This window comes from Rhodococcus sp. D-46 (genome assembly GCF_011290655.1).
GTDB lineage: Bacteria > Actinomycetota > Actinomycetes > Mycobacteriales > Mycobacteriaceae > Rhodococcus_F > Rhodococcus_F qingshengii.
The window spans coordinates 106,246-130,071 of record NZ_JAANTF010000008.1; the positions used below are offsets into that span (position 1 = coordinate 106,246).

General features: G+C 61.1%; 20 protein-coding genes and 1 tRNA gene. 15 read left to right on the forward strand and 6 right to left on the reverse strand.

The window, feature by feature from the left end; translation table 11 throughout:
- Window positions 1-1,260: 1,260 nt before the first annotated feature.
- Complete coding sequence (gene lpqV / locus G9U53_RS21375; RefSeq protein WP_165639164.1) at window positions 1,261-1,569, forward strand: lipoprotein LpqV; 309 nt, start codon at window positions 1,261-1,263, stop codon at window positions 1,567-1,569.
- A gap of 175 nt (window positions 1,570-1,744) precedes the next feature.
- Here lpqV and G9U53_RS21380 read toward each other — a convergent pair whose 3' ends face one another.
- Window positions 1,745-3,349 (reverse strand): MFS transporter, encoded by a 1,605-nt coding sequence (locus tag G9U53_RS21380; protein ID WP_165639165.1) that lies wholly within the window; start codon window positions 3,347-3,349, stop codon window positions 1,745-1,747.
- Between the two features lie 271 nt (window positions 3,350-3,620).
- On the opposite strand from G9U53_RS21380, the gene G9U53_RS21385 reads away from it, so the two are divergent.
- The gene (locus G9U53_RS21385) at window positions 3,621-4,019 is read left to right on the forward strand and encodes a hypothetical protein (RefSeq protein ID WP_165639166.1); all 399 of its coding nucleotides are present in this window, start codon (window positions 3,621-3,623) and stop codon (window positions 4,017-4,019) included.
- Between the two features lie 569 nt (window positions 4,020-4,588).
- A complete protein-coding gene (locus G9U53_RS21390; protein WP_165639167.1) occupies window positions 4,589-5,725 on the forward strand; it encodes a hypothetical protein in 1,137 nt (378 codons plus the stop codon).
- A 1,799-nt stretch (window positions 5,726-7,524) separates the two neighbouring features.
- Here the strand turns inward: G9U53_RS21390 and G9U53_RS21395 are convergent.
- On the reverse strand, window positions 7,525-8,088 hold the full coding sequence (locus tag G9U53_RS21395) for a hypothetical protein (RefSeq protein ID WP_165639168.1): 564 nt from the start codon (window positions 8,086-8,088) through the stop codon (window positions 7,525-7,527).
- Between the two features lie 69 nt (window positions 8,089-8,157).
- Here G9U53_RS21395 and G9U53_RS21400 point away from each other — a divergent pair, with 69 nt between their 5' ends.
- The 5 genes from G9U53_RS21400 (at window position 8,158) to G9U53_RS21420 (ending at window position 14,910) form a co-directional block, all read left to right on the forward strand.
- Window positions 8,158-8,646 (forward strand): hypothetical protein, encoded by a 489-nt coding sequence (locus G9U53_RS21400; protein WP_165639169.1) that lies wholly within the window; start codon window positions 8,158-8,160, stop codon window positions 8,644-8,646.
- A 193-nt stretch (window positions 8,647-8,839) separates the two neighbouring features.
- Complete coding sequence (locus tag G9U53_RS21405) at window positions 8,840-10,063, forward strand: hypothetical protein (protein WP_165639170.1); 1,224 nt, start codon at window positions 8,840-8,842, stop codon at window positions 10,061-10,063.
- Window positions 10,064-10,268: 205 nt separating this feature from the next.
- A complete protein-coding gene (locus G9U53_RS21410) occupies window positions 10,269-11,750 on the forward strand; it encodes a phage/plasmid primase, P4 family (RefSeq protein ID WP_207624483.1) in 1,482 nt (493 codons plus the stop codon).
- A 1,131-nt stretch (window positions 11,751-12,881) separates the two neighbouring features.
- Window positions 12,882-13,556 carry a recombinase family protein gene (locus G9U53_RS21415; protein ID WP_234551971.1) on the forward strand — a complete coding sequence of 225 codons (675 nt, stop codon included), beginning with the start codon at window positions 12,882-12,884 and terminating at the stop codon, window positions 13,554-13,556.
- Between the two features lies 1 nt (window position 13,557).
- Window positions 13,558-14,910, forward strand: a complete 1,353-nt coding sequence (locus tag G9U53_RS21420; protein ID WP_165639172.1) for a tyrosine-type recombinase/integrase — start codon at window positions 13,558-13,560, stop codon at window positions 14,908-14,910.
- On the opposite strand, the gene G9U53_RS21425 is transcribed toward G9U53_RS21420, so the two are convergent.
- The gene (locus G9U53_RS21425) at window positions 14,907-15,212 is read right to left on the reverse strand and encodes a hypothetical protein (protein WP_165639173.1); all 306 of its coding nucleotides are present in this window, start codon (window positions 15,210-15,212) and stop codon (window positions 14,907-14,909) included. The two genes, G9U53_RS21420 and G9U53_RS21425, sit on opposite strands and share 4 nt — an antisense overlap.
- A gap of 162 nt (window positions 15,213-15,374) precedes the next feature.
- On the opposite strand from G9U53_RS21425, the gene G9U53_RS21430 reads away from it, so the two are divergent.
- On the forward strand, window positions 15,375-15,623 hold the full coding sequence (locus G9U53_RS21430; protein ID WP_165639174.1) for a helix-turn-helix transcriptional regulator: 249 nt from the start codon (window positions 15,375-15,377) through the stop codon (window positions 15,621-15,623).
- A 98-nt stretch (window positions 15,624-15,721) separates the two neighbouring features.
- Window positions 15,722-16,408 (forward strand): hypothetical protein, encoded by a 687-nt coding sequence (locus tag G9U53_RS21435; protein WP_165639175.1) that lies wholly within the window; start codon window positions 15,722-15,724, stop codon window positions 16,406-16,408.
- A gap of 184 nt (window positions 16,409-16,592) precedes the next feature.
- Here the strand turns inward: G9U53_RS21435 and G9U53_RS21440 are convergent.
- Window positions 16,593-16,666: transfer RNA gene (locus G9U53_RS21440), tRNA-Gly, on the reverse strand.
- Between the two features lie 305 nt (window positions 16,667-16,971).
- Here G9U53_RS21440 and dcd point away from each other — a divergent pair.
- The 4 genes from dcd (at window position 16,972) to G9U53_RS21460 (ending at window position 19,703) form a co-directional block, all read left to right on the forward strand.
- On the forward strand, window positions 16,972-17,541 hold the full coding sequence (dcd, locus tag G9U53_RS21445; RefSeq protein WP_003943702.1) for a dCTP deaminase: 570 nt from the start codon (window positions 16,972-16,974) through the stop codon (window positions 17,539-17,541).
- A 25-nt stretch (window positions 17,542-17,566) separates the two neighbouring features.
- A complete protein-coding gene (locus tag G9U53_RS21450) occupies window positions 17,567-17,851 on the forward strand; it encodes a hypothetical protein (protein ID WP_042452329.1) in 285 nt (94 codons plus the stop codon).
- Window positions 17,852-17,942: 91 nt separating this feature from the next.
- The gene (locus tag G9U53_RS21455; RefSeq protein ID WP_007726530.1) at window positions 17,943-18,149 is read left to right on the forward strand and encodes a hypothetical protein; all 207 of its coding nucleotides are present in this window, start codon (window positions 17,943-17,945) and stop codon (window positions 18,147-18,149) included.
- A 30-nt stretch (window positions 18,150-18,179) separates the two neighbouring features.
- Window positions 18,180-19,703, forward strand: a complete 1,524-nt coding sequence (locus G9U53_RS21460) for a hypothetical protein (protein ID WP_165639176.1) — start codon at window positions 18,180-18,182, stop codon at window positions 19,701-19,703.
- 3 nt (window positions 19,704-19,706) lie between these two features.
- On the opposite strand, the gene G9U53_RS21465 is transcribed toward G9U53_RS21460, so the two are convergent.
- Complete coding sequence (locus G9U53_RS21465) at window positions 19,707-20,459, reverse strand: IclR family transcriptional regulator C-terminal domain-containing protein (RefSeq protein ID WP_054825467.1); 753 nt, start codon at window positions 20,457-20,459, stop codon at window positions 19,707-19,709.
- On the reverse strand, window positions 20,459-21,970 hold the full coding sequence (locus G9U53_RS21470; RefSeq protein WP_083056129.1) for an APC family permease: 1,512 nt from the start codon (window positions 21,968-21,970) through the stop codon (window positions 20,459-20,461). Before G9U53_RS21470 ends, G9U53_RS21465 begins: the two co-directional genes overlap by 1 nt.
- A 238-nt stretch (window positions 21,971-22,208) precedes the next feature.
- Here G9U53_RS21470 and G9U53_RS21475 point away from each other — a divergent pair, with 238 nt between their 5' ends.
- Entirely contained in the window at window positions 22,209-23,789 is a 1,581-nt protein-coding gene (locus G9U53_RS21475) for an FAD-dependent oxidoreductase (RefSeq protein ID WP_165639236.1), read from the forward strand.
- Window positions 23,790-23,826: the final 37 nt, after the last annotated feature.

A 23,826-nucleotide genomic window follows, 5' to 3' on the forward strand; every position in this document is an offset into this window, starting at 1 on the left:
AACTTCTGCGGATCAGTGGAACCGCCCGTTGTAGGTGGTCCGACCACGGGGCGGGGCACCTTCGGGTGGCCGCCTCCTATTTTGGAGGGAGTCGATTCCTTGGCACCAGAGAACAGTTCATTATCGAATCGCTAAGTTCGGCAGTTGTCGCCCCAACGAATTCGGCTACCGCATCGAAGACGGGAACTATGTCGCGGGGTCATTCTGCATGGACGTTGTAGAAGCGGAGTTCACCACGCGTTGACGCAAACACCGTCGTCATCTGCAACTCGCCACCCAACGTGAAGCCTGCGAAACCAGAAGCCTCGGCTTCCGGTCGTAACCCGCAGTCGTAGAACAGAAGCCGGACCGCACGCCGCGGTCGGGCTGTTTTTCGTCAACCCAAAGACGGAGTCGTATCCACCGCAAGTAGGGACTTAGCGCCCTGTTTTGGTGTTTCTGTACTGATTCGCAATCCCGATACGTACGCTTCCGGCCAGGGAATCGGACACTCGACCAGCAGGGGTATCTATGCCGAATGTGACAGTGAAATTCGGGGGTTCAGACCCGGAAACAGCAGACCTCGCACGCCGGGCACTGCAACCAGTACTCGACAGCATCTACCGCACATACCGCAGGAAACCGCTCCCATTCGTCGAAGCCGCACTTAAACGCGCAGGCCGAGGAAGCTTCTCACAAGCAGGAATTGAACGATTTGCCGACTACATTTCAAGAGGAGACCGACCGATCCTCACCACATAGCGGCCGCTCATGATCACGCCGAAGAGCGAAGCGCTTCCACCGGCCACCTGTTCGACGACCTAAATTGGTCAGTGCCAACTAGGTACAGGTCCATCGTGGTCAAAATCAAGAGACAGCCCCCGCCCGCGTCCGAGATCGGTAGCTGCCTCAACATGGCAATGGCACTCGCCGGCAGACGGATTCGATCAATCGGAGCTGAGAAGGCTGATTGAGCAGATGCACGTTAGTCCATCTCTGTGTGAATTCTGCTCACGGTGCGCACTCGCGTGATCAAACCGGCGTCGCTGCGACATTCGGTTGCTGATCCCATTCCGCACTGTGTCGAGTGTTGGGAGGGAGAAACTCGGAAACTGATTCTGGTTTGATCTGAGTGTGAAACGAACGATGAGCGTGGTCGCGATTCCGGCACTTCTCGTTTTGTCGGCATGCCGGGGTAGTGAACCGGAGAACAATCCACTGGAAGGTGACGCTGGCGTGGTCAGGCCAGTGTCGAGTCCCTCGCCCACTTCGTCGGATGTTGTGCGTTCGAAAATTTTAGAGGAACAAGGGAATCCCGATCTCTACGACGTCACGTTGGACGGCATTACGACAGCGGTGCACGTTCCGATCAACCCGTCCCCGGGGGAACTTGCTGCCGCGTGTGACGACGTGAAAACGGCGCTGATGGCCTTTGGATCGGTCGACGGTGCGCTGGCTGGTCTTCAAGACACCGGCTGGAACCACATTCTTGCGATCACGTTGCCCGACGGACCTTGGACAAAGCAAACTCCGCAACAGCAGGCGTTGGTCATCGAAGGTCTCCATGCTGCAGCAAACGGGGAATGCTGATTGCAATTGCCGCGGGCCGGCGACCACCGCGATCGTCTCAATCATGAGACGAGAATCGGGCATCGTGCGATCACTGACGCAACCCGCCAACCGGGTCGGTAATTTGCGAGACTGGGCAGGGGTTTCGCTCGGCTGCAGCTGATTTGAGAGCTTTCGGCTCCGGAAGTGCCGCTTGTCAGAGCACATCCGGCTTGGCGCCGGAAGCCGTTGACGTGGTTTCCGGGATCCGGATCATCCGGAACGAATTGAGCACCCCGATGAGGCCGGCGAGGAGGGGAATGAGAAGCGCGACTTGAAGCGCGAGAGGGCGTGAGTCGGTGTTGATACGGATGATCTCGTTCTGAATCTCCGGAGGCTGGTTGGCGAGTAGTTGCTCGAGTTGGGTGTTGCTCATGACTTCGGCGTCGTCCTCGAGGGCTTGCGCCACCTGCTGCTGCTCTGTCTGGGGGAGCACGGTGCTCGATTGCGCCATGGTGGTGAAAGTGATGGAAAGCGTCGCCAACATGATCGCGCCGGCGAACGCCAACCCGAAGGACAATCCGAAGGATCCGGCCGCGGAATTGACGCCGGCAGCTTCGCTTATCCGCTGCTCCTCGATCGGGGCAAGTGTGTAGTTGTTGAGCTGAGAGACCAACAATCCCAAACCTGATCCCGCGATCAGCAGGGGGACTATCAGACCCCAGCCGAACTCTGCCCGTGGCACGATCGGGATCAGCGCCACGATTCCGATCGTGAGCAGTACGAATCCCCACCTGACGATTTTGCTCGGGCGCCGGTCTCCTGACTTCTTCGCTGCAAGTAACGCCACTGCGAACATACTCAGGGAGAGCGGTGCGAGTGACAAGCCTGCCTGCATTGCGTTGTATTCCAACACCATTTGCAGGTAGATCGGCAGCGCGATCATCGTGCCACCCAGGGCAATCTGTTGGAGCATCTGTCCGGAAATGCCCAGCCGGAAGATCTTGGAGCGGAACAGTTCCGGATCCAGAAGCGTCGGCCGTCCTCGACGTTTGCGCCGCAGGAGCCAGTACGCCAACAATGCCAGTGCAGCCGCCCCGACCGCCAGCAGCGCACCAACGGCTTCACCGCCTTCCTGCCAGACCAGGATTCCCAGCACGATCCCGCCCATACCCAGAACGGATAGGACTGCACCCACCAGATCGATCCCTCGAGGGCCGGTGTACGGCACGTCGTGGACCAGTTTGATGCCGGAGAGAACGATCGCGATGACGACGACCTCGAGAACGAAACCGACGCGCCACGAGAGATAAGTGGTGATGAATCCTCCGAGTAGCGGTCCGACAGCGGCGGCAATCGCTGCCGCTGCTCCGACCAAGGCGTAGACCTTCTTCTGCTCTGCTCCTTCGAAGTTGCCGTGGATGAGGGATTGCATTGCGGGCAGCAAGAGAGAGGCGCCAATCCCGCCGAGCACGGCCCAGAAGATGACGATCGCAGTCAGGGACTGCGCGAACGCCATCGCCGAGGCGCCGATTGCGTAGCCGAGGAGGCCCAGCACGTAGGCCCGTTTGCGCCCGATGAGATCGCCGACCTTGCCACCGATCAATATGAATGCCGCGGATACCAGCGCTTCGAGTGCGATCGCTGCCTGGACGCCGCTCACAGTCGTGTCGAGATCGCGGACCACGGAGGAGATCGAGACATTCATCAGAGATGTGTCGACGACGAGAACGAACATCGCCATCGCGAGCAGGAGGGCGAGCAGGCGTGGAGGACCGGCCGCCTGCTCGGCGGTGCTGTCGGTTGTCGGTTCCTCAGTCATGACGGATTAGCTGCCTCCGTGGTTAAGGCACTCTCCCCGCAGAGTTCCACCTCGCGACGAGTCCCAATCTGCGCTCGCCCGTGGATGCCTGCGGTATCAGAGCGAACGTGCGGAGCGCCTGTGAACGACCCGACATCGCCGTGGTCGAGGGCCGCATGAGGCTGTCGACTTCGCGCCCCGCGATTGAGGACCGAGCAGCGGGTATCCACCCGTCGTGACCCTAGGGCTGGGGCACCCGACCGATTCGCACGTGAGACCTCGAGGGGCGGCTATGTCCGAGAAAATTCTGGTCCAGCAAAGTGTGGCAAAGGGAGCGACGATGGGCGGTGCGGTACTTCTCGTCACTGTCGGCGTGCTCGAGTTCCTACAAGGTGTCTCCGCGATAACGAAGGACGAAGTGTTCGTCGTGGGTCCCGATTACTCCTACCAATTCAATCTCACTGCGTGGGGGTGGATTCATCTTGTACTGGGTGTCGTAATCGCGGTGGTCGGCGCCAGTTTGTTCACGGGGTCGATTTGGTCCCGGGTGGGCGCTTTGGTGATCTGCGGTGTGTCGGTTCTCGTCAATTTCTTGTGGCTGCCCTACTACCCGTGGTGGGCGACGACGATCATCGCGCTCAACGTGTTCGTGATCTGGGCGGTCACGACCTGGAATCGCGAGATCATCTGAGGCGCAACGCCGTGTGCACCTCGTTTGTATGTACACGTGTTCGAGAGTTCGAAGTGCTCGGAGAAGATCCGTCGAAACCGGCCTTACGACGGCTGATCAACCAGAATTCGTCTGTCGGAAGGATCTGCGGATCCATGGCGAGCTCAACAGCTCTTGATGGGTGAACACCCAGTGGAGCGAGGACGGGAATCGAACCCGCGTATTCAGCTTGGGAAGTTATTTCTGGAAATTTCTGTGGGTTCTCCTGCCTCGGGATATGAGCCAGTCGTCGGTAGGGTAGACGCTGGTCAAGGTGCGTTTTCGGTCGGGATCGGTACTGGATCGGTATAGCTGCGGTTCGGATTGGGTCGGGATTAGTTCGCGGCGTATTGGCGGCGCGAAGCGGCCAGCGTCCAGGCCGACATCGACCCCGTAGAGTCGGCCCGGTAAGCCGGTTGATTCGCTCGGAGAGCGCCCGTAGTTACAACGTCTTCATGGGGTAGTGCCCCACCCCGGTACCACGCGGAGCGCGACCGGGTGTCCATTACCCCGTTTCCAGCCAAAGGGCTGGCTCTCTCCTGGAGCAATTCATGGCAATCACCCGTGGCTTTTCTGAAGAATCCGCAATCGTCAAAGTCAGCGCGGACGGCGTAGACCTCAATTCGATTTGGGCTGAGCAGCAACTGGCGCTCTCGATTTACAACGAAGAGCGCGACGCAATTCGCCAGCTCCTCAGCTACCCGACGACAAGCGCCGCCGACGCGGTTCCGCAGTCCACCTCCGATTTGGAGTTTGAGGAAGCGTCGGAGTTCGGTGTGCCGCAGTCTGCGCGGATTCCGAACGAAGCGCTCAAGGTCGGCTACACCATTCGCGACTTCGATATGGCGACTCGAAGCACGTGGAAGTACCTCCGCGACGCGGACTCACGCCAGATCGAGGCGCTCTTTGCCTCGATTATCGAAGCCGACAATCGGAAGGTCAACACGTCGATCCTCGGGCGGCTGTTCGATCCGGCGCAGCGTGAGAACGACTTCCAGAATCCGGTCTACGGTCTCTACACCGGTACCGATGGAATCACCCCACCGCCTTACCTCGGCAAGACGTTCCCAGAGAACACCAACCACTACATCGCCTCGGGCGCGCCGGTGATTGATTCGTCCGACGTGGAAGATGCAGCGCGCATGGTCACGTCCAAAGGTTATGGCCGCAAGACAGGCTCCAAAGTGTTGTTGCTCGTAAATCCGCAAGAAGCAGAGGACGTTCGCTCGTGGCGCGCAGGCGAAGAGAGCCGCGCAAAGTACGGGGCAGAACTGGCAGGCCCAATTGCGAAGTGGGACTTCATCCCCTCGCTGGGTGCGCCCGCGTACCTTCAGCCGGACAACGTCGTCGGAGCTGTCGCACCCGCAGAGTTCAACCGTCTTCCTGTGCTCGGTTCGTATGGTGAACTGCTCGTGATCCAGTCGGAGTTCATTCCTGCCGGATATTTCACGGTCGTCGCTACCGGCGGGCCGAGCAGCGACCTCAATCCTGTCGCATTCCGGCAGCACACCAATACGGCATACCACGGCCTCCGTCTGTTTCCCGGTACGGTTCCGGCGTATCCGTTGCAGGAGAGCTTCTTTGCGCGCCAGTTCGGCGTAGGTGTTCGACATCGTGGCGCGGCGGTCTGCGCTCAGATCACGACGGGCACAACGTATTCCGCGCCGTCGCTGTTGAAGTGGCGGTGATCCGCGATGCGGTACGCCTCGAAAGGTGCGGCCAGGGCGTCGGCGTCCTCGGCGAAACGCACGAGCACCCGTAAGTCTCCAAAGGCTCAGCTACGCGATTCTCACGGCAGGTTCGTCTCAGCGTCCAAGTCGTCGGCGGCTCAACCGCCGAACCGCGCTGGTCGTCGGCAAGCCGCGAAGCACGCGAGTACAGCGGCAACGTCTGGTAGGTCTACAGCGATACCCCGAATGTCGACCCGCGGCCTCGACAGCACAGGTCGAGTGAGGAGTCGGTAATGCTCAAGCGTGGCAGTACTCCCGGACCCAGCGAGTTCAGCTGGGGGCCGGGGCCGACTCCACCCGGTCTTGAAGATGCGCCGCCATCGCAGGGCGGTCGGTACAAGGGCATGGCTCCGCCGGTCGATATGACGGCGGACGCGGTGCGTGGTGCGGCCCGACTGAGACGAGGTCGATCGTCATGAGCCGCAACTACAAGCGCGATGCACGCGGCCGGTTTGCTCGTTCGGGCGGCTCAATCGCTGGCGCTGCGGCGGGTGCCGCTATCGGCGGCGCACTCGGAAGCAAGGCCATGCGGAAGCGGTACGTATCCGGCAGCCTCCAAGATCACTCGCGCATTGGGACCCTGCTGATGGGAAGTTCACGGGCGCGAAGGTCGGCGCGGTCTACCGCGCACCGGGAGGTCGGCAAATCCTCGTCAAGGGCAGCATCGCGGTCTCGCAGAAGCCTAATGCGAAGACCAAGGTCCACGTTTCATCGGACCTCAAGAATCGCACCGGGTCGGTGAAGGTCACGTCCCGCAAGCAGTCGAAGCCCAGAGCCTCGACCAAATCTGCCGGGTCGAAGGTATCGACGGGGGCGAAGGGTCGCGCCCGTCGCGCAACTGCGGCTCGTGGCAGCTCATCGGGCCGCAAAGTGAGTCGATAGCGGCTCGGCGCGGGGTCCGCTCGGGCGCTTCCGAGTCGGACCCCGCACCAACAACTCCATTTGAGACTTCCGCGTGAGCGCCCACGTCCACGCGGAATTGCGGAGGGGTAGCACGTTGACTTGTCCGTGCCCCTTCGAGCGTCGTGTGGTCGGTTGACTTGTCCCGACCGCGACGACGTAGAGCGCAGGTTCTTGAAGTCGCTTTCTGTCCTGCGCTCGGCAACAGCACCCCCGACCGTCAAACCGAAGTTCAGCCAGTCGGGGGTGCTGTTGCGTTCGGGCGTGCGTCACGCAGTTCCTGTTTTCGCGCGTTTCTCGCGCACACCCTTCCCGGTGCCCAAGTGTCACAGTGACGAAATTCCAAAAACCAAAGCGCGCAAGGGTTCTGGTCGGCCGATGAATAGACTTCTCCGGTCGAGTTAGGTAGACTTCGAGTCGAGCCCGGTCCGAGCGAACCCATCTAGCGCGACGATCATACGAAACCGAATGCAGTGTCTCAGTACCGGGCGGACCGCTTAAGGGCCAGGCGATAGGACCCTTGGAAAGTTGATGAAGCGCTCGCGTTGGCGGGACTCAAGAGCGCCGAAACTGACCTAAACAGGCACGCAAACACCAAACCGACATGGTCGGGAGGTCGTTTGCGTGCTTTTTGCTTGCGATCTCCTGAATTTCACGGGAGGAAACATGAGTAGGACTGCCCAGCCCAGCATCACACCTGCTGTAGAGCGTGTAATGCGGATTCGCACTGCCCCAGCGTATGACCCAGAGCTGCCCGCTTTCAATCGATCAGGGGTGGTCGCGCTTTGCGCCGCACGCGGGATCGTTGTCACGGAGCACGTCGTCAAATTTGCCTCCATTCGAGGAGACCTCGCGTCTCACAAGGTCGGCGGGCGGCTGCTCTGGTCGGAGGATGATGTTCTCTCTTGGTTGCGCGGAGCGCGCCGCGTTGGAACCTCCGGCGGTGCGGAATGACCAAGAACATTTCCGCCCGACAGCGCGCTGAGCTGGTCGCAAAATACGACGCGCTGCAAGGCGATATTCACTTTCCAGAGCCGTCGGGTGACCCTTCGGAGCTGATGCTTGGTCGTCAAACTGACTACAGCGCTCAGTATTTCGATCATCCCTGGGCAGGTCGTTTCGTCGCAGATCATCGGGGAGGGCTCAGGCATGACCTCGGCTGGGTTCCGCGAACGATGGAACAAACGTACGGCTACCACGAACCGACGGAACTTGTTCGTGATGACTCGCTCGGCACGAATGTTCGGCGTATCGACAGAGCTGACTTTCGATCGGATGAACCCGGTATGCGCGGGTGGGATGAGCACGCGATCGGGGTTGATGGAGAGCCAATCCCAGCGCCGCCCTACTCGCGTGCTGGTGTGTTCGAGCTTGCTGATCGAGACCAGCCGCTTCTCCTGCTGAAGGACGGGATCAATCACGCCTTGCAGCGCCAGGCCCTTGATGTGGCTCGTGATGATCCGGCCGCGCCTTGCTTGCTGTGGTGGTCGATGGACACCCTAGGTCTGGACTATCGTCACCGGCGCTTGGTTCTGTATCCAGTCTCCATCGTCTGGACGTTGGAAGAGTATGCCCGAGCACTGCTGCTGCATGCGTTGGAGATTCAGCGCGCAAAGTACCTCCGCGAAGAGCCGGAACTGGATGCCGTATCGGGATACGACGCGGTAGCTCGCTGCGATGAGCAGCTAGCCGCACGAGAGCGAGGGAGGGCGTCAGCGCCCCTGCTCCAGTGTGACCGGGACCGGTATGACCAATCCGGCGCGACGGACTGGACGCAGATGGGAGATCAGTGGCAGGAGTATCGCCGCGAATTGGCTGATTCGGAACCCGATTACTCGATCCACGCAGGCAGCGCGATTCTTCTGGTTTCGTGTGGGCCGACAGTTGTCATGGCTGTGCTCGGGGACCGCGCACGCGCTCAGTGCGACTCGGAGGGAAATGGGCTGTCCTGGTTCACGAGTGAAGGAGGCCGACTGTGATGCAGATGCTGAGCTATCTGGCTGCCTTCGGGGTCGGCTCAATGCTCTGGAGTCATCCGGGCAATCCGTTCCTGCACAAACAAATCGTCCCCGACGCCAGGGGAGCGCCGGGGACGTTGCCGGTCAACGGGGTACCAGCCCCATCAACCTTTCCTTGCCTTACCGAAACCACTCAGTCGACAAAGGACTTCACATGACTGATTCTACGCTGTCGCGGATGAGTCCGCGTGGCAGACGGCAGAATCCTGTTGGGACAGAACGTAACTTGTATGACGTGCTCTCCGCTTTGGGCTTCCGCTCCACCGAACGAATCAGCATCAACACGAAGGCGCGGGACGGTCGCTTCTCCTCACGCCTGTGTCAGGTCTCGGAATTGGCGGATTGGCTTGCTCCGACAGATCGTGATGTCTGGTTTGGTGCAAATCCCATCGCCGCGTCAGTTGTGCGCGGTCGTGGCACCGACTGTGATGTGACGCGAGTTCGCGTGTTGTTCGCTGACCTGGATGTGAAGGACGGCGGGTTGGAGACGATGGACGAATGCCGCGAGGTCGTGGATAGCCTGGCGCGGATTCTTGGCACGCCACCCGCTGTGGTGGTGGAATCCGGCCACGGCATCCAGCCCTACTGGCGCCTGACTTCGCCGCGAGTCGCATCAACGCGGATCGCTGACGGATCGGAAGCAGCGAGCGAACGGTGGTCCCGCCAGACGTGGCGGGAGGTGTACGCGCGGTGGGGTGGGCTCATTCATCAAGTAGCGCAAGAAGTTCGACCCGGTGCGCGCATCGACAATGTGTACGACCTGAGCCGAGTGTTGCGCTGCCCAGGCTCGGTGAATCACAAAGCCGCGCCGGTCTCGGTCATCACGCATCTTTACGACAGCGCTCGCAGCCTGAATCGCGATCAACTGCTAGATGTGTTGGATGATCGTGAGGCCGCGCCGCTCGGTGGGGTTGTAGGGCCGCGTTCGGTGAAAGTGCCGACGGGCTGGGCTGACGCGGAGGCCTGGGTCAACGCCCAACCCGGCGCGGGAGCGGATCTAGATTCCATGAGTCCGTATCTGCGACGCAAGTACAACTACGGCGATCTTGTTGCCGAGTTCGTTCGCGGGACCGACGACGAGCGTTCCGCGCACAACCTCATGCGTAACCGCGTCAACCATGTAGTCCTGTCGAGCACCGAAGGAAACGCGGGTCTTGCGTTGTGTCTCAACCTCGTCTGCGCGGCGTATCTCGAAGTCATGGAGCGGCGACGGGCGGGTGAGGTCGCTGGAGAGGCGCGCAGCGAATCGGTTGCACTGGGCGACTTCAAGAGGGCAGTGCTCGGTGCGGTCTCAGTCGCACGCGGTCGTCCCAACTCCCCAATGCCGCTGCGAGACAGCAGCGGTTCAATCTACATTCGCACCACGCAAGGGGCCTGACATGGGACACGTATCACCGGAGCAAAACGCAGAAGCGCTGCGTATCTCCAAGCAGAGGGCCGCGAGACGAGAGGCAAAGCAAACGTCACGCCAGCGCACCGCCAAAGGTCCGCTCAGCGTAGTCCCCACGTCGGCGGCGACAAACGGTCCTGCTGACAGCGGGACAGCGAAAGCGGTCGATCCTTTGGCCGCGACAAAGGCGGCAATGGAGGTCGATTCCCAGAGGCGCGCAAAATTTACCGTCACTGCCGATGCTCGGGGGAGGAGCGACGGCGCATACCAGGCCGACTTCGCGGCGATGTTGAAGGCCCACTGCTACAAGAACCTTCGCTATGTGGGGAAGGAATGGGCGAGGTACGACGGAAGGCGCTGGGTCATCCAGAAGGAAGATGTGGCCGCGTACCGCGAGTGGGAGGGGTTGCGGAAGCGTATCGAGTTCACGTTTGAGGACGACAACGGCATGCGGAAGTTCAAACCCGTTTCCGGCGCGAACAATATGATGCATGGCGTGGTTGCCTCCGCGAGGCACCTGTTCGAGTTCCCGCAGGGCAAGTTCGATCAAAACCCTTACGAACTCAACACGCCTGCCGGCATTATGGAGTTGTCGACGGGCGAACTCGTACCCCACGAATCGCGTCGGTTGCACAGCCGAATCACGCAAGTAGCCCCGGACTTTGACGCGCCAAAGCCCCGGCGTTTCCTCCAATTCCTCGACCAGATCATGCTCGGAGACTCCGACCAGACGAACTACCTGTTGACGTTGCTGGCGACGTGTCTGCTCGGGAAGCCCGGAGGCCAATACCTTCACATCTTCCGAGGTGATGGTGACAACTGTAAGGGCGTGGTTTTGAACCTGATGGAGGAGCTACTGGGGATCGGAGGGAAAGACGGCGCGGGGTACTACGTGGAACTGGAGGGCACCTACCTCACGGTCACCCGCAGTCCGAAGCACGAAGCCGAGAACGCCAACCTCCACGGCGCGCGGGTGGTTGTGGTGTCGGAGTTCCCCGTCAACTCCAAGTTCAACGGCACTCGATTGAAGAACAACACTGGCGGAAACGTCATCACCGCCAGCTTCAAAGGTCAAGACCCGTTTAGCTTCCGGCTCGCGGCCACCTTCCTTGCCAACTCGAACGTCATTCCCGACACCAGCGAAATTAACAACGCGATCAAACGTCGCCTGCGTTGGGTTCCGTTCGACTACACCCACGACGGCCCGCGAAACGACAACTTCTATCGTGACCTGGTGAAGGCGGAGGGCGGCGCGATTATGGCGCTGCTGTGCCGGAAGGCGCACGGGTTCTTGCTGGATGAGGAGCAGTTCCCACCGCAGTCGAGGCGGATGATTGCGAGTATGGCCGACTACTTCGAGAACCAGGACGTGGTGAAGTTGTTCTTGGAGGAATGCTGCCTTGCGCAGGACGGCGCACAAACCCTCAACAGCGACCTCAAAGCCGCCTTTCAGGGGTGGTGCGACCGCCAAGACATACCCAAACGGGAGCGAATCACCGGCACTAACTTCATGTCCGAGATCAAGAAGCGCGGTTACAAGATCGATGACAAGCGCCGCGACCCCGCGACGGGCGAGTTGGACGGACGCCGGAGGACTCGCGGGTTGGCGATTGTGGGGGCTACGAAGCTGAGGCTGAGGTCTGATGATGAGGGATTGACCGTGGCTGACGGGTGAGTCCGCGACCCGACGCGGACGTGTGCTGTCGAGTGCGTGCGCCCGCAGCCGGGAGAGCGGGTTGGGTTCGGAAGTGTTGGGCGAGAGACGTTCCCGCGAAACGGGACGGTTACCGCCGCCGAACCGCCGAGGGAGGGGAGTGGCGGTAACGGTAAAACGCCTGGTCAAGGGTGGTTTTCCTATATTCGTTACCGCCGTTACCTCTAAAAAGTAAGTAGAGATATATATAAGGAAGACGTTCTAACCTACCGTTCTAACCTACCTATTCCGCTATACGTATATAGGGCTAGCGACTTCGGGCGGTAACGGCGGTACGGAGGTAACGCCGCAGGTAGGCGGTGTTTCGGAGGCGGTAACGGTTACCGCCGGTCGGCGGTAACGCGGACGGCACGACCGAAAACGGTTGGAATGAGCGGTGTTTCAGCGTGTTTCGAGGGATAGTCGGGGCATTATAAGGCAGGAAACATAGGGTTCCAGTGGCAGTCTAGGATGATCCCTACTGAAACGGTAGGAAATACCGCGAAAATCTGTCTTTTCCTTTCGGTCGGCCCTCGCGTACGCGAGGCGACTTCACATTTCATTCAAAACCCAAGTAGCAGAGCGAGGTTGAACATTGGCAGAAACGCTGCAAGAGCAAGGGTTTCGGAGGACTCTGGACGCGGATCGTGAGCGATACGCGAAGCTGGAGGCGAAGAGGTGGGCCGAGGTCGATGCGATGGCGAGTCCTACCGCGCCAGTCTCCGTGCCAGTGTGCCCACCTGCTGTGATGACTGGTGAGCCGGTTGAGTGGGATGGGGTTGATCCGGGGCCAGATCCTTTCTGACTTCCCGCGCCGACGCGGCCTCGCTCGCTCGTCGGCGCGCCTACGTCCGAGACCCACACTCATTGGCCCTTGATTCCATCTGTCAGGGACTTGCGGCGACGAGTAGGGGAATCGGACGTAACGACGCTTGGCAATGTTACGTGGCAAATGAGCTACGAATGATGCACTGAGCGTTCAATTTTCATCGCAGCGGCAACGCTCAACGTCTGTACCAGGTTTTGTAGTGCTCGGCGCGGATTCGCGCTATAAACGTCGTAAACGTCCAATTTCGACGTTTGTGGCGCTCGAAACATGCAGGGAGGCAATAAATGTCAGTGGAGATGATTCAGTCGGTCAGTCCTCGATTGCGGGTGATTGGGTACGTCCGCGTATCTACGACGGCCCAGGAGGAGAGCGGGCATGGACTCGCGGCCCAGCGATCGGCGCTCGAAACCTACTGCACGGCTCACGGTTACGATTTGCTCACCGTGACGACCGATGTGGTGAGTGGAGGTCGCGCAGACAAGATGTTTGGGCGGGCGGTCGCCATCGCCGCAATCGAGAACGGGGTCGCGGACGCGCTGCTGGTTAGGTCTCTGGATCGGGCGACTCGAGACCAGGAGGACGCGGCCCAGCTATTCAAGCGTGCTTCTCGGTTCGATTGGCGGCTCATGGACACGGACAAGGCCGACTCGGGCGACCCAAGCCAGCGACTTCTCGCAGACATTCGCCTCGCGGTCGCGGCGGAGGAGAAGCGCAAGATCAGCGAACGCACCAAGGAGGGGTTGGCTGCTGCGCGGAGTAAGGGCGTGAGGTTGGGTCGCCCCTCGAAGCTGAGCGCGGAAGTCGCCAGGAAGATCGTGGACCTTCGGATGAAGCAAGGAATGAGCGCTCAGTCCATCGCGAAACGTCTCACCGAGGAAGGCGTACCGACGCCAACGGGTGGCGAGACTTGGGCGCATTCGACCGTCCGCGCGGTCTTTGCACGAGAGGGCGTGGCTTGAGATGGCGAACGTACGCAAGCTCACCCGCGCCGACGGAACGCGGTTCTACCAGGTTCGGTGGCGCACGCCCGACGGGAAGCATCGGACCAAGGGCGGATTCCGGACCAAGAAGCTGGCCGAGGACTACGCCACCGACATCGACCACAGTCAGCGCCGAGGAACCACCTTCGACCCGAAGTCGGGCCAACTCCCGTTCCGAGCGGCGGCGCGGTGGTGGCTCGACTCCCGACACGACCTCAAGCCGCGCACACGGGCCGGGTACGAATACCAGATCGCAGAGGGAAGCGAGATTGACCGGAAGTTCGGCGGCTACCCACTCAACGGGATCACCCGCTCCTACGTCTCGGACTGGGTGGAGGGTTTGTCGAAGGCGGACAAGAAGCCTTCGACCGTTCGCCACGCGTTTTTCGTCGTGCGGATGGTCCTCGCCCAGGCGGTCGCGGACGGGAGGTTGGCCGCGAATCCGTGTGATCACGTGCGGTTGCCGTCGGAGCGGTCCGCGATGGGCGGGACTCCAGGAGTGGTTGATGATCCGGCCCAATTCCTCACCGCCGCCCAAGTTTCCGCGCTCGTGAACGCTGCGCCGTGGCCCTACAACGTCATGATCCACGTCGCGGCTTGGTCGGGTCTCCGCGCGGCTGAACTCGCAGGTCTCCAGCTCGGGGACGTTGAGTTGCCGGCCAAGTCGCTCAACCCGAACGCAGCGCCGAAACCGGGCCTATTGCGGGTGGATCGGACGGTAATGGTGATTGACGGCGTTATCTCCTACGACTCTCCGAAAACCAAAGGCTCACGCCGTAGAGTCCCGTTGCCGCCCGCGACGGTACGAATCCTTCGGGACTATCTCGCAGCTCACCCCCGTCGCGATGAGCCGGGCGCACCGCTCTTTCCCGCGTCCGCGCTCGTCGCGGCTAAGCCGACCGGGAAGCGCGCGACCGACAAGGACGGCAAACGAATCGTCCCCAAGGCCGAAGAGGTCTTGGCCGCGCTCTCGGTCGAGGAGGCCGAAGCCCGGTTGACGCTGGATTGGTCGGTTCCGATGCGCCACCCGAGCTTCTACAAGGCGGTCTATCGGCCTTCTGTGCTGCGGGCGAACCGACTCGATCCTCGCGCGGCGTTGCTCCCGCCGCTCAAGTTCCACGCGCTCCGCCACACGTACGCGAGTTTGTGCGTGGCGGCGGGAATCTCGCCACTGGAGATTGCGCGGTTCATGGGCCACGCGAAGGTCACCACCACACTTACGGTCTACGCGCACCTCTTCGAGGACGACCACGCTGACGCAATGGCCGCCCTCGGAGCGATGGGAACTACACCGGTCGAAACCGGCAATGTGGTTCCGATCCGCGCGGTCTAGCGGGCGGCGGAGGGGCTGACCAGCTTGCACTGCCAGCACTCGTATTGCCCTTGAGTTGCGGAGATGTTCTGCTGAGCATTGCAGCGCGGGCACGTAACCGAGCGCGATCCCTTTGGCGCAGCTGGATTTCCGCGAGCGGCGAGGATCGCCACGAGAACGCCGATCGGGCCGAACAGGAAGCCCAGGACGAAGAACCCACCTGCACTTCGGCTTTTTCGCGCCGCGATTACCGCTGCCACCATTCCACATACAAGCCAAACCGCCACGAGGACGACTAGGACTCCGACGCTTGAATTGCTCATCTGTTGCTCCTTGCTGAAGTCGAGGTGTGCGTCGGACCTGTGTCCGCAACGTCGCTCGAACGGTTACGTCGATAGATAATAGGACGTTTTGAGTTGAGACGTTTATGCATGGGACGTTTCAGCTCTGGATCATTGCAGTTGGGACGTATGGAGTAGGTAGCCGTGTCCGATGCCGCAAAGCCCCCGCTGAGCCCAACCCTTCGAGAGCTAGGGGAGCGCGTCCGCGCACGCCGCGCTGAACTGGGCTGGAGCCAAGAACACGCCGCACAACAGTGCGGCGTGCATTGGACCTATATGGGGCAGGTTGAACGCGGCCAGCGCAGCGCCCGTGTGGAGAACCTACTCAAATTGTCGGCAGGCTTGCGGACGACGCCGGGGCAGCTCCTCGACGGCCTGCCCCACCCAGAATGAGTCATGGTGGGTTGGACCTTTTCGCGCTCGCCGCTGCACGTTGTGACGTTGCGGAATATCGCGGTTGATTCTTCGAGATAGTTGCTACTGTCGATGTCATGTCAGAGAGTGTTGTTGGCGGCCCCGACGGGGATGACGGCCATATGGTGCAATTGGTCAATATCGAGGAAGTCCCTTACGTGACGGAGCTATACAATCTCATTGGGGTATCGCTTGACCTCAAGTTTGCCGCAGAATGTTTCGACAAACTTAAGAATTGTCTTGAGGAAGACGAGCCGATCGACCATACGCCCGTGCTGGCGTATTTCTCGGCAGGCGCGATTGCGTATTCTCGATGCTTCGGTACAGGTATACGTGGTGGGCTAGATCTAGCAATGCTAGATGCCTTGGACCAGTCGGAACCGGGGGCTGCGCGTGCAGTGCACAACTACATCAAGAACATGCGTGACAAGCATATCGCGCATTCTATAAGCCCGTTCGAGTTTGTGATGGTGGGCGGAATGATGGACTTTACTGATCCATCGAACCCAACGGTAGGGGTCGGCTTTATGACTGGTGTCGGATCGCCGCTTGGGTCAGAACTTGCTCATACTTGTCGCGAATTGGCAAGGAATTTGTATCTCGCTGTGGGTAAGGAAATTGAGGCCACCGAGGCGCGTGTACGCCAGGCCCTATTGGATGGCGGAGCAGAGGGATTCGAGAACAGGCCTGGGATGTCATACACCGTACCCGGAAGCGATCAGGCTGGAATTCCGCGTCGGTTTGGCAGAGGGCTTTCTCCGTAAATTTTGCGACGGCCTCTCAGCTCAGGTAGGGAGTTGGGAACTATGCGGTGCCGAGAGTATCGGGCATTGGCAGGCGCGCAACCTGCAGAGTGGCAATTCGCCACGCGGCGTATTCGCGGCGTCATCGAGCAAGCAAAAGGGCGTTTCCGTCAGCGGAAATGCCCTTTTAGCTGCGAAGAATCTGTGGAGCCGATGACGGGAATCGAACCCGCGTATTCAGCTTGGGAAGCTGATGTTCTACCATTGAACTACATCGGCGTCGCAGCCGACCGGACGTGTTTTCACCGCCGACCAACGTGCTTTCCGAACATTATCAGACGAGCTTTCAAGCAGCGGTGTCCCCGGCCGTCATTGATCAACACAGGCGTGTGGAAGTCGGCGCCATCGGTAAATGATTTGCCCACAAGTTCTGCGCGGGAAAGCCTTTCGGCATGGAGAACTTGAGATAGGTGGGGCTGGGCTCTCCCGTGGGAGTCCAGAACCCGCGCATCGTGTTCGGTAACCACAGTGTGATCGCCCCGGCGATGGGCCGGCACTGCCCGCAGAACCGGTAACCTCTACCTGTGCTGCTCTCCGATCGTGACATCCGTGCCGAAATCTCCGTTGGACGTCTGGGTATCGACCCTTTCGACGACTCCATGGTGCAACCGTCGAGCGTCGACGTCCGACTGGACGGTCTGTTTCGGGTGTTCAACAATACGCGGTACACGCACATCGACCCGGCACTGCGCCAGGACGAGCTGACCAGCCTGGTCGAACCGGCAGAGGGCGAGCCGTTTGTACTGCATCCCGGCGAGTTCGTTCTCGGTTCGACTCTCGAAGTGTGCTCACTGCCGAACGACCTCGCCGGCCGTCTCGAAGGTAAGTCGAGCCTCGGGCGCCTGGGCCTTTTGACGCACTCCACCGCCGGCTTCATCGACCCGGGTTTCAGCGGCCACATCACACTGGAGCTGTCCAATGTCGCAAACCTGCCGATCACGCTCTGGCCGGGAATGAAGATCGGACAGCTCTGCCTGCTCAAGCTCTCGAGCGCTGCAGAGTTCCCCTACGGAAGCTCCGAGGCCGGATCCAAATACCAGGGCCAGCGCGGCCCGACACCGTCGAAGGCGTACCTGAACTTCAACCGCGGCTGAACGAACGAACTTCGGGGGGAGTCGCATGATCGGAATTTTCTACGGTCTGGTTTTCATGAACTTGTTGTTCGTGACCAGCACCGTGTGTTTGATGAAGCCGTCCAAAGCCAGTGTTGTTGTGACCGTCTGTGCAGGGGTGGCGTGGCTGTTCTTCAATGGACCGCTGGAAGGTCAGGTCTTGTGGTCGTTGAACAGAGAACACGGTCTGACGGTCTCGGATCTGATGTCGCTTGTTGCCTTCGGCATCGCCGCTCGTGGTTGGAATCAGGTTCGCAAAGCCCGTGAAACCGTCGACGCAGATCGTTTCTGACCTGCGCGCTCACCTGGATTGACCGCCACGATTCGGACAGATGTTTCGACCTGGAGCACAACAGTCGTCGAATCGGGCACAATTACTGGTTATGTGGTGGATTGTCGGAGGCGTACTACTCGTATGGGTCGTGTGTTCCATTCCGATTGCCATCCTGGTGGGGCGGGGTATCGCGCGTCGGGACCGCGCGGAATTCGACGGGCGAAATCAACAGTGGGCCGACGAGGTTGTCAGGTCGATCGAGAAGCAATCGGAGCAGGACAATGCCGATCGGCGTAAGCCACCACTGATCAGCTGACCAGCTGGACTTTTCCGGAGGTGAGTGGGCATGGAACTTCCATCCGATACTCCCGACGACGTCGTGGCCGCGGCCGCCGGCGGACCAAGGGTTCCGCAGTTCGATCCCACAGTGGGGATTCCGGTAGTTCCGCCAGGGGGAGATGCTCCCCACCGGTTGGTGGTCATCGGCGATTCGCTGTCGCAGGGATTCCAGAGCGGGGCGATCTTCAATACCGATCTGTCGTATCCGGCGATCATTGCTCACCAGCTGGGCCGGCTCGACCAGTTCCGCTTTCCCCGTTACGGCGGCCCGGGCGGGCTTCCGCTCAACATCGAACTGTTGCTCCGCACCCTCGAGGAGCGCTTCGGCCCACGGCTCGACCTCTGGGAGGTTCCGCTCGCACTCTTTGCTGCACGTGCGTTCATGGACCAGGTGGAGGACTACTGGGAACGCGGACCGGGCAGTGAGGCGCCGACATTCTCGACAATCAACCACAACCTCTCGGTGTACGGGTGGGATCTTCGTGACGCTCTGACCAAGACGGCGCAGGGCTGCGAGGATGCTCTTCACCAACCGCACGACGATTTGATCAGCCAGATCGTCGAGAACAACGGCGAGCGCGCCGCACTGCGAGTTCTGCCGCGAGGCTCCGACGCCGAGAAGCGTATGACCGCGTTCGACGCAGCAGCGGAGTTGGGCAAGGAAGGCATCGAAACTCTGATCGTCTTCCTCGGTGCCAACAACGCGCTCCGCACCGTCACCGAACTTCGAGTCGAGTGGAGCGGCAACAACTTCCGTGATCCGGGCGGCAAGCGCGACTACACGGTGTGGCGGCCTGAGCACTTCGCGTCGGAGTATGCCGAGGTGCTCGCCGCGATCCGGAAGATCAACGCGCAGCACGTCATCCTCTGCACTGTCCCACACGTGACCATCGCACCGATCGCCCACGGGCTCGGCGGCAAGATCGAAATCGGATCCCGCTACTTCCCGTACTACGCACGACCGTGGGTGCGCGACACCGACTTCGACCCACAACGCGATCAACACATCACCGGCGCGCAGGCATGGGCCGTCGACAGCGCAATCGACATGTACAACGACGGAATCGAGCAAGCCGTCGCGAATGCCCGTCGGGTGGGGAAGGACTGGTACCTCTGCGATATTGCCGGGTTGCTCGAGCGCGTGGCCTCACGGCGCTACGTCACCGACGTCAATGCGCGGCCGTCATGGTGGACGCCGTACCCCCTCCCCAAAGCACTGACCGACTTGCAACCCGTGCCGGACTCGCTGTTCCTCTCCGCCGACGGTCGCGGCGGCCGCGCTTCGGGCGGCCTCTTCTCGCTCGACGGCGTTCATCCCACGACAGTCGCGTACGGGGTGATGGCGCAAGAACTGGCGAACATCATGGTCACGGCAGGGGTCCAGTTCGACCGCGCTCAGGTCGATTTCGACCGACTCGTCCGACGCGACACCTTGGTGCGCACTCCGCCGCAGAATCTCGATTCCACGCTCGGCGTCATCGGCTGGGCTGACGAGCATCTCGGCTTTGCCAAACGTGTGTTCGGCCTCTGATTTTCAGCTTGCCTTCGACATCGTCGGTGCAACGATGCGTTCCGCGTACTCCCGCAACAGCACGACCAGGTCTACGTCGTCGACGGAAAGTCTGCCGGTCGGACCTATCACAGCCAAGGCACCGACGACACACCTTTCCGCGTCGTGGATCGGGACGGCGACGGCGGAGCGTCCGACACGAATCTCGTCGACCTCACGGGCGGGCTCGCCGCGCCGGATCCGCGAGAGTTCGAGTTCCAATGCGTCGCCGTCGGTGATGGTGTGTGCGGTGACCTTTCGCAATGGGGTCTCGGCCAATTCGGGTCGGCTGGCGAGGAGCAGTTTCCCGATAGCCGACGCGTGAAGGGCCGTGACCAGTGTGCGTTCGCCGCTGAGTTCGTGGTCGGGATCGCGATCCACCAGTCTGATTCGGTTTTCCGCAAACGACGCGAGATAGACGCCGAACCGTAGCTGCTCGCGGAGTTCTTCGAGGAGCACCGAATTGTCGATGGGTGTGGGTTCGGCGGCAGCCCCGGCTAATTCACGGGTGCGTCGGCCTAGTGCGAAGCCGGAGAGGTCGGCGATCCGAACCAGGTAACCGTCGGCGACAAGGATGTTGAGTAACCGATACGCAGTGGCAGGTGGGATGTCGGCCAGGGCGGCAATGTCCTTGGCGGTGGCTCCCGATCCGAGCCTGGCCGCCGACTCGAGGAGGGCAAGGGCGCGCTGAACCGCTCGGGGTTCGTGCCCACCGAGGTCGCGTGGTCGGCCCACCATCAGCGGGCGCCGGCAGTCGGCTCGCCCACCAGCACGATGTTTCCGGCTGCGTCGGTAGCGAACACCCCAGCTCCTGGTAGTACGTCCTCGGTTTCGGGACTGTCGAAAGCGCCGACGTGCAGCAGACTTTTGGGGCTTCGGCGTCGCAGGTAGAACTGCCAGAGTGTGCCCGAAGTCAGGATCACGAGCACGGCGATCGGTGCAACGTACGCGTGGTCGATCGTGTTGGCATAAACCAGGTAACCGAGGACTATCGCTCCGGCACCACTGCCACACGACGCGGCCGCGAGAACGCCGGGAGTGTGCTCGCCGATCCGTGTCAGGAAGACAACGGATGCGATAGCCGTCAGTGCATAGGCCACGATGACGGCGCCGCGAACAGTCAGTCGAACGTCGTCGAAGATTTCTCCGCGCCCGAGAACGGCAAAGGTTCCGCCGCCCAGCAGGACGGTGCAGACCACGGTAGTCAATGCGAAGTAGGGCGTACGGAAGGCACTGTGAACCGAGGCGAACCGGCGGGGGAGTAGGCGCTCGACACCGAACGAATAGACCAGGCGTGACGCAGCATTGGACGACGCCATCGACGACGCCAGCCACGAGCAACCCAGACCGACGTTGAGAGCGATCACGACACCGGGGCTCACGCCCGTCGCCGTTCCGTGGAGATAGGCGTTGACGAGGGTGTCACTGCGCCCGGACCAAGCGGCCCAGCCCGCGAAGATGAAGAGCGATCCACAGATGATCGGAGTGAGAAGGACTGTGCGGGTGACGGTTACCAGCGGCCGACGAGCCTCGGGGCCGAAGAAGGCCGCGCTCTCGAATCCGGCGAGAGCGAACACGGCAGCCAGAGCGGTGAGCAGTAGTCCGTGGCCGGAGGTGGGCGGAACGATCTGCGCTTGTTGACTTCCGGAACCGCCCAGGATCATGAGCCCGACGATGAACAGAAGTGAACAGCTTTCGACGACGAGGATCGCGAGCGCGGCGAATCTGACACTTCGCACGAGGGCACCGAGAATCAGCAAGGCTATCCCCAGATAGAGCACGATGACGTGAAAAGTCTTGTCCACGTGCACACCCGCGAAGCCGAGCAACGCGATTGCCGCCTGCCCGCCGTGATAGAGCGTCATGACCGCGCTGCCGACGTACTTGACCAGCATGGCGATGCCGGTGGTCAATGCTGCCCGGGTGCCCAGGCCACGAAAGACGAAGCTGTGCAATCCTCCCGACGCAGCCATTCGGCGAGTGAACTGCGAAACGCAGAAGGCTATGAGCGTCACCAGCACGGTGGCCGCGATGATGGTGATCATCCCGCTCAACAATCGGCCGTGTGTCAGCATGGTGACGGGCAGAACGACCATCGACACAGCAGGGGCAGTGGTTGCCACCGACTGGGCCAGCACTTCGGCGCCCGAGAGTTGCCGACGGCCCAACGCCCGCAGCGGTGATCGCGCCGGGGGCTGCTTCTCGCGCGTGGTGAAGGACCGCGCGATGGCTTCGGTGAGAGCGGACATGTCGCGTCACGCTAGTCCGGTTCTGTAACGCCGATATTGCGGGCATGCTTCCGCTGATCGCACTCGGGTGAGAGAGCCCGATGCTGATGCTCGCAGGTTTCTCACTCGGTCCCCACTGACTGTTTCCTGTGCGTCAAGTTCCGGACCCAACGCTCCTGAAGTCTGTGTTCAACACCAACCACCCGGGTCACCGGGAGCACACTGGGGAGCTCGAATGCCATACACACGTAGATCTTTCATGCGCAGCCTGGGAATCACCGGCGGCGCGGGCCTGGCGCTCGGTGCTATGTCGTCCATCGGCCTGGCGCCGGCAGTGGCGTCGACGCCGAGGCGATTTCAGGCACCTGCTGCGGGTGACCTGATCGGAAAGGTCAAGGGAAATCACTCCGTCGTGATCCTCGGCGGCGGACCGTCCGGGCTGTGCTCTGCCTACGAACTGCAGAAGGCCGGATACAAGGTCACCGTCCTCGAAGCACGCAACCGCCCGGGTGGTCGGGTGTGGTCGATCCGCAACGGCACCGAAGAAACCGACCTGAACGGTGAGACACAGACCTGTTCGTTCTCCGAGGGGCACTTCTACAACCTCGGTGCGACGCGTATTCCGCAAAATCACAACACCATCGACTACTGCCGCGAACTGGGCGTCGAACTGCAGATGTTCGGAAACCAGAACGCGAACACCTTCGTCAACTACACCGGCAACAAGCCGCTGGCGAATCAGTCGATCACCTACCGAGCAGCCAAAGCCGACACCTACGGATACATGTCCGAGCTGCTGCAGAAGGCCACCAATCAGGGCGCTCTCGACCAGGTCTTGAGCAAGGAAGACAAAGAAGCACTCTCGTCCTTCCTCACCGACTTCGGCGATCTCTCCAGCGACGGCCGCTACGTCGGATCCTCGCGTCGAGGGCACTCCGCGGAGCCGGGCGCCGGCCTCAACTTCGGAACCGAGATCGAACCATTCGGGATGAGCGATGTCATCCAGGGCGGCATCGGGCGTGCATTCTCCTTCGAGTTCGGTTACGACCAGGCCATGACGATGATGACCCCCGTCGGTGGCATGGACCGGATCTACTACAAGTTCCAGGACGCGATCGGGATGGACAACATCGAGTTCGGCGCCGAGGTCAGCGGCATGAAGAACGTGCCGGAAGGCGTCACCGTCGACTACGTCGTCGACGGCAAATCCAAGTCGATCACCGCCGACTACGCAATCTGCACGATCCCGCCGCACTTGATCAAGCGGCTGAACAACAATCTGCCCTCCGACATCCTGCTCGCGTTGGATGCAGCCAAGCCGTCGTCGTCGGGCAAGCTCGGTATCGAATACTCGCGTCGGTGGTGGGAGACCGAGGACCGCATCTACGGTGGCGCGTCCAACACCGACCGCGACATCTCCCAGATCATGTTCCCCTACGATCACTACAACTCCGACCGCGGCGTCGTCGTCGCGTACTACAGCTCGGGTAAGCGTCAACAGGCTTTCGAATCGCTCACCCACCGTCAGCGGCTGGCAAAGGCCATCGCCGAAGGCGCAGAAATCCACGGCGACAAATACACTCGCGACATCTCGTCGTCCTTCTCCGGAAGCTGGCGTCGCACCAAGTATTCGGAATCCGCCTGGGCATCATGGGCCGGCGCGGGAGATTCCCACGGCGGCATGGCAACTCCCGAGTACACCAAGCTGCTCGACCCCGTCGACCGGATCTACTTCGCCGGCGATCACCTCTCCAATGCCATCGCCTGGCAGCACGGGGCCTTCACGTCCGCGCAGGACGTCGTGACCCACCTGCATCAGCGTGTTGCGCAAACTGCCTGACGTGCTTCGTTTTCCATCACTTTCTCTGGAGGTCACA

What these genes read in the sequence shown, in the direction of transcription:
- G9U53_RS21380 (WP_165639165.1), bottom strand. Translation starts at nt 3,349, where the DNA reads ATGACTGAGGAACCGACAACCGACAGCACCGCCGAGCAGGCGGCCGGT.
- G9U53_RS21385 (WP_165639166.1), top strand. Translation starts at nt 3,621, where the DNA reads ATGTCCGAGAAAATTCTGGTCCAGCAAAGTGTGGCAAAGGGAGCGACG.
- G9U53_RS21390 (WP_165639167.1), top strand. Translation starts at nt 4,589, where the DNA reads ATGGCAATCACCCGTGGCTTTTCTGAAGAATCCGCAATCGTCAAAGTC.
- G9U53_RS21400 (WP_165639169.1), top strand. Translation starts at nt 8,158, where the DNA reads ATGGACACCCTAGGTCTGGACTATCGTCACCGGCGCTTGGTTCTGTAT.
- G9U53_RS21405 (WP_165639170.1), top strand. Translation starts at nt 8,840, where the DNA reads ATGACTGATTCTACGCTGTCGCGGATGAGTCCGCGTGGCAGACGGCAG.
- G9U53_RS21410 (WP_207624483.1), top strand. Translation starts at nt 10,269, where the DNA reads ATGGAGGTCGATTCCCAGAGGCGCGCAAAATTTACCGTCACTGCCGAT.
- G9U53_RS21415 (WP_234551971.1), top strand. Translation starts at nt 12,882, where the DNA reads ATGTCAGTGGAGATGATTCAGTCGGTCAGTCCTCGATTGCGGGTGATT.
- G9U53_RS21420 (WP_165639172.1), top strand. Translation starts at nt 13,558, where the DNA reads ATGGCGAACGTACGCAAGCTCACCCGCGCCGACGGAACGCGGTTCTAC.
- G9U53_RS21425 (WP_165639173.1), bottom strand. Translation starts at nt 15,212, where the DNA reads ATGAGCAATTCAAGCGTCGGAGTCCTAGTCGTCCTCGTGGCGGTTTGG.
- G9U53_RS21435 (WP_165639175.1), top strand. Translation starts at nt 15,722, where the DNA reads ATGTCAGAGAGTGTTGTTGGCGGCCCCGACGGGGATGACGGCCATATG.
- G9U53_RS21450 (WP_042452329.1), top strand. Translation starts at nt 17,567, where the DNA reads ATGATCGGAATTTTCTACGGTCTGGTTTTCATGAACTTGTTGTTCGTG.
- G9U53_RS21455 (WP_007726530.1), top strand. Translation starts at nt 17,943, where the DNA reads ATGTGGTGGATTGTCGGAGGCGTACTACTCGTATGGGTCGTGTGTTCC.
- G9U53_RS21460 (WP_165639176.1), top strand. Translation starts at nt 18,180, where the DNA reads ATGGAACTTCCATCCGATACTCCCGACGACGTCGTGGCCGCGGCCGCC.
- G9U53_RS21465 (WP_054825467.1), bottom strand. Translation starts at nt 20,459, where the DNA reads ATGGTGGGCCGACCACGCGACCTCGGTGGGCACGAACCCCGAGCGGTT.
- G9U53_RS21470 (WP_083056129.1), bottom strand. Translation starts at nt 21,970, where the DNA reads ATGTCCGCTCTCACCGAAGCCATCGCGCGGTCCTTCACCACGCGCGAG.
- G9U53_RS21475 (WP_165639236.1), top strand. Translation starts at nt 22,209, where the DNA reads ATGCGCAGCCTGGGAATCACCGGCGGCGCGGGCCTGGCGCTCGGTGCT.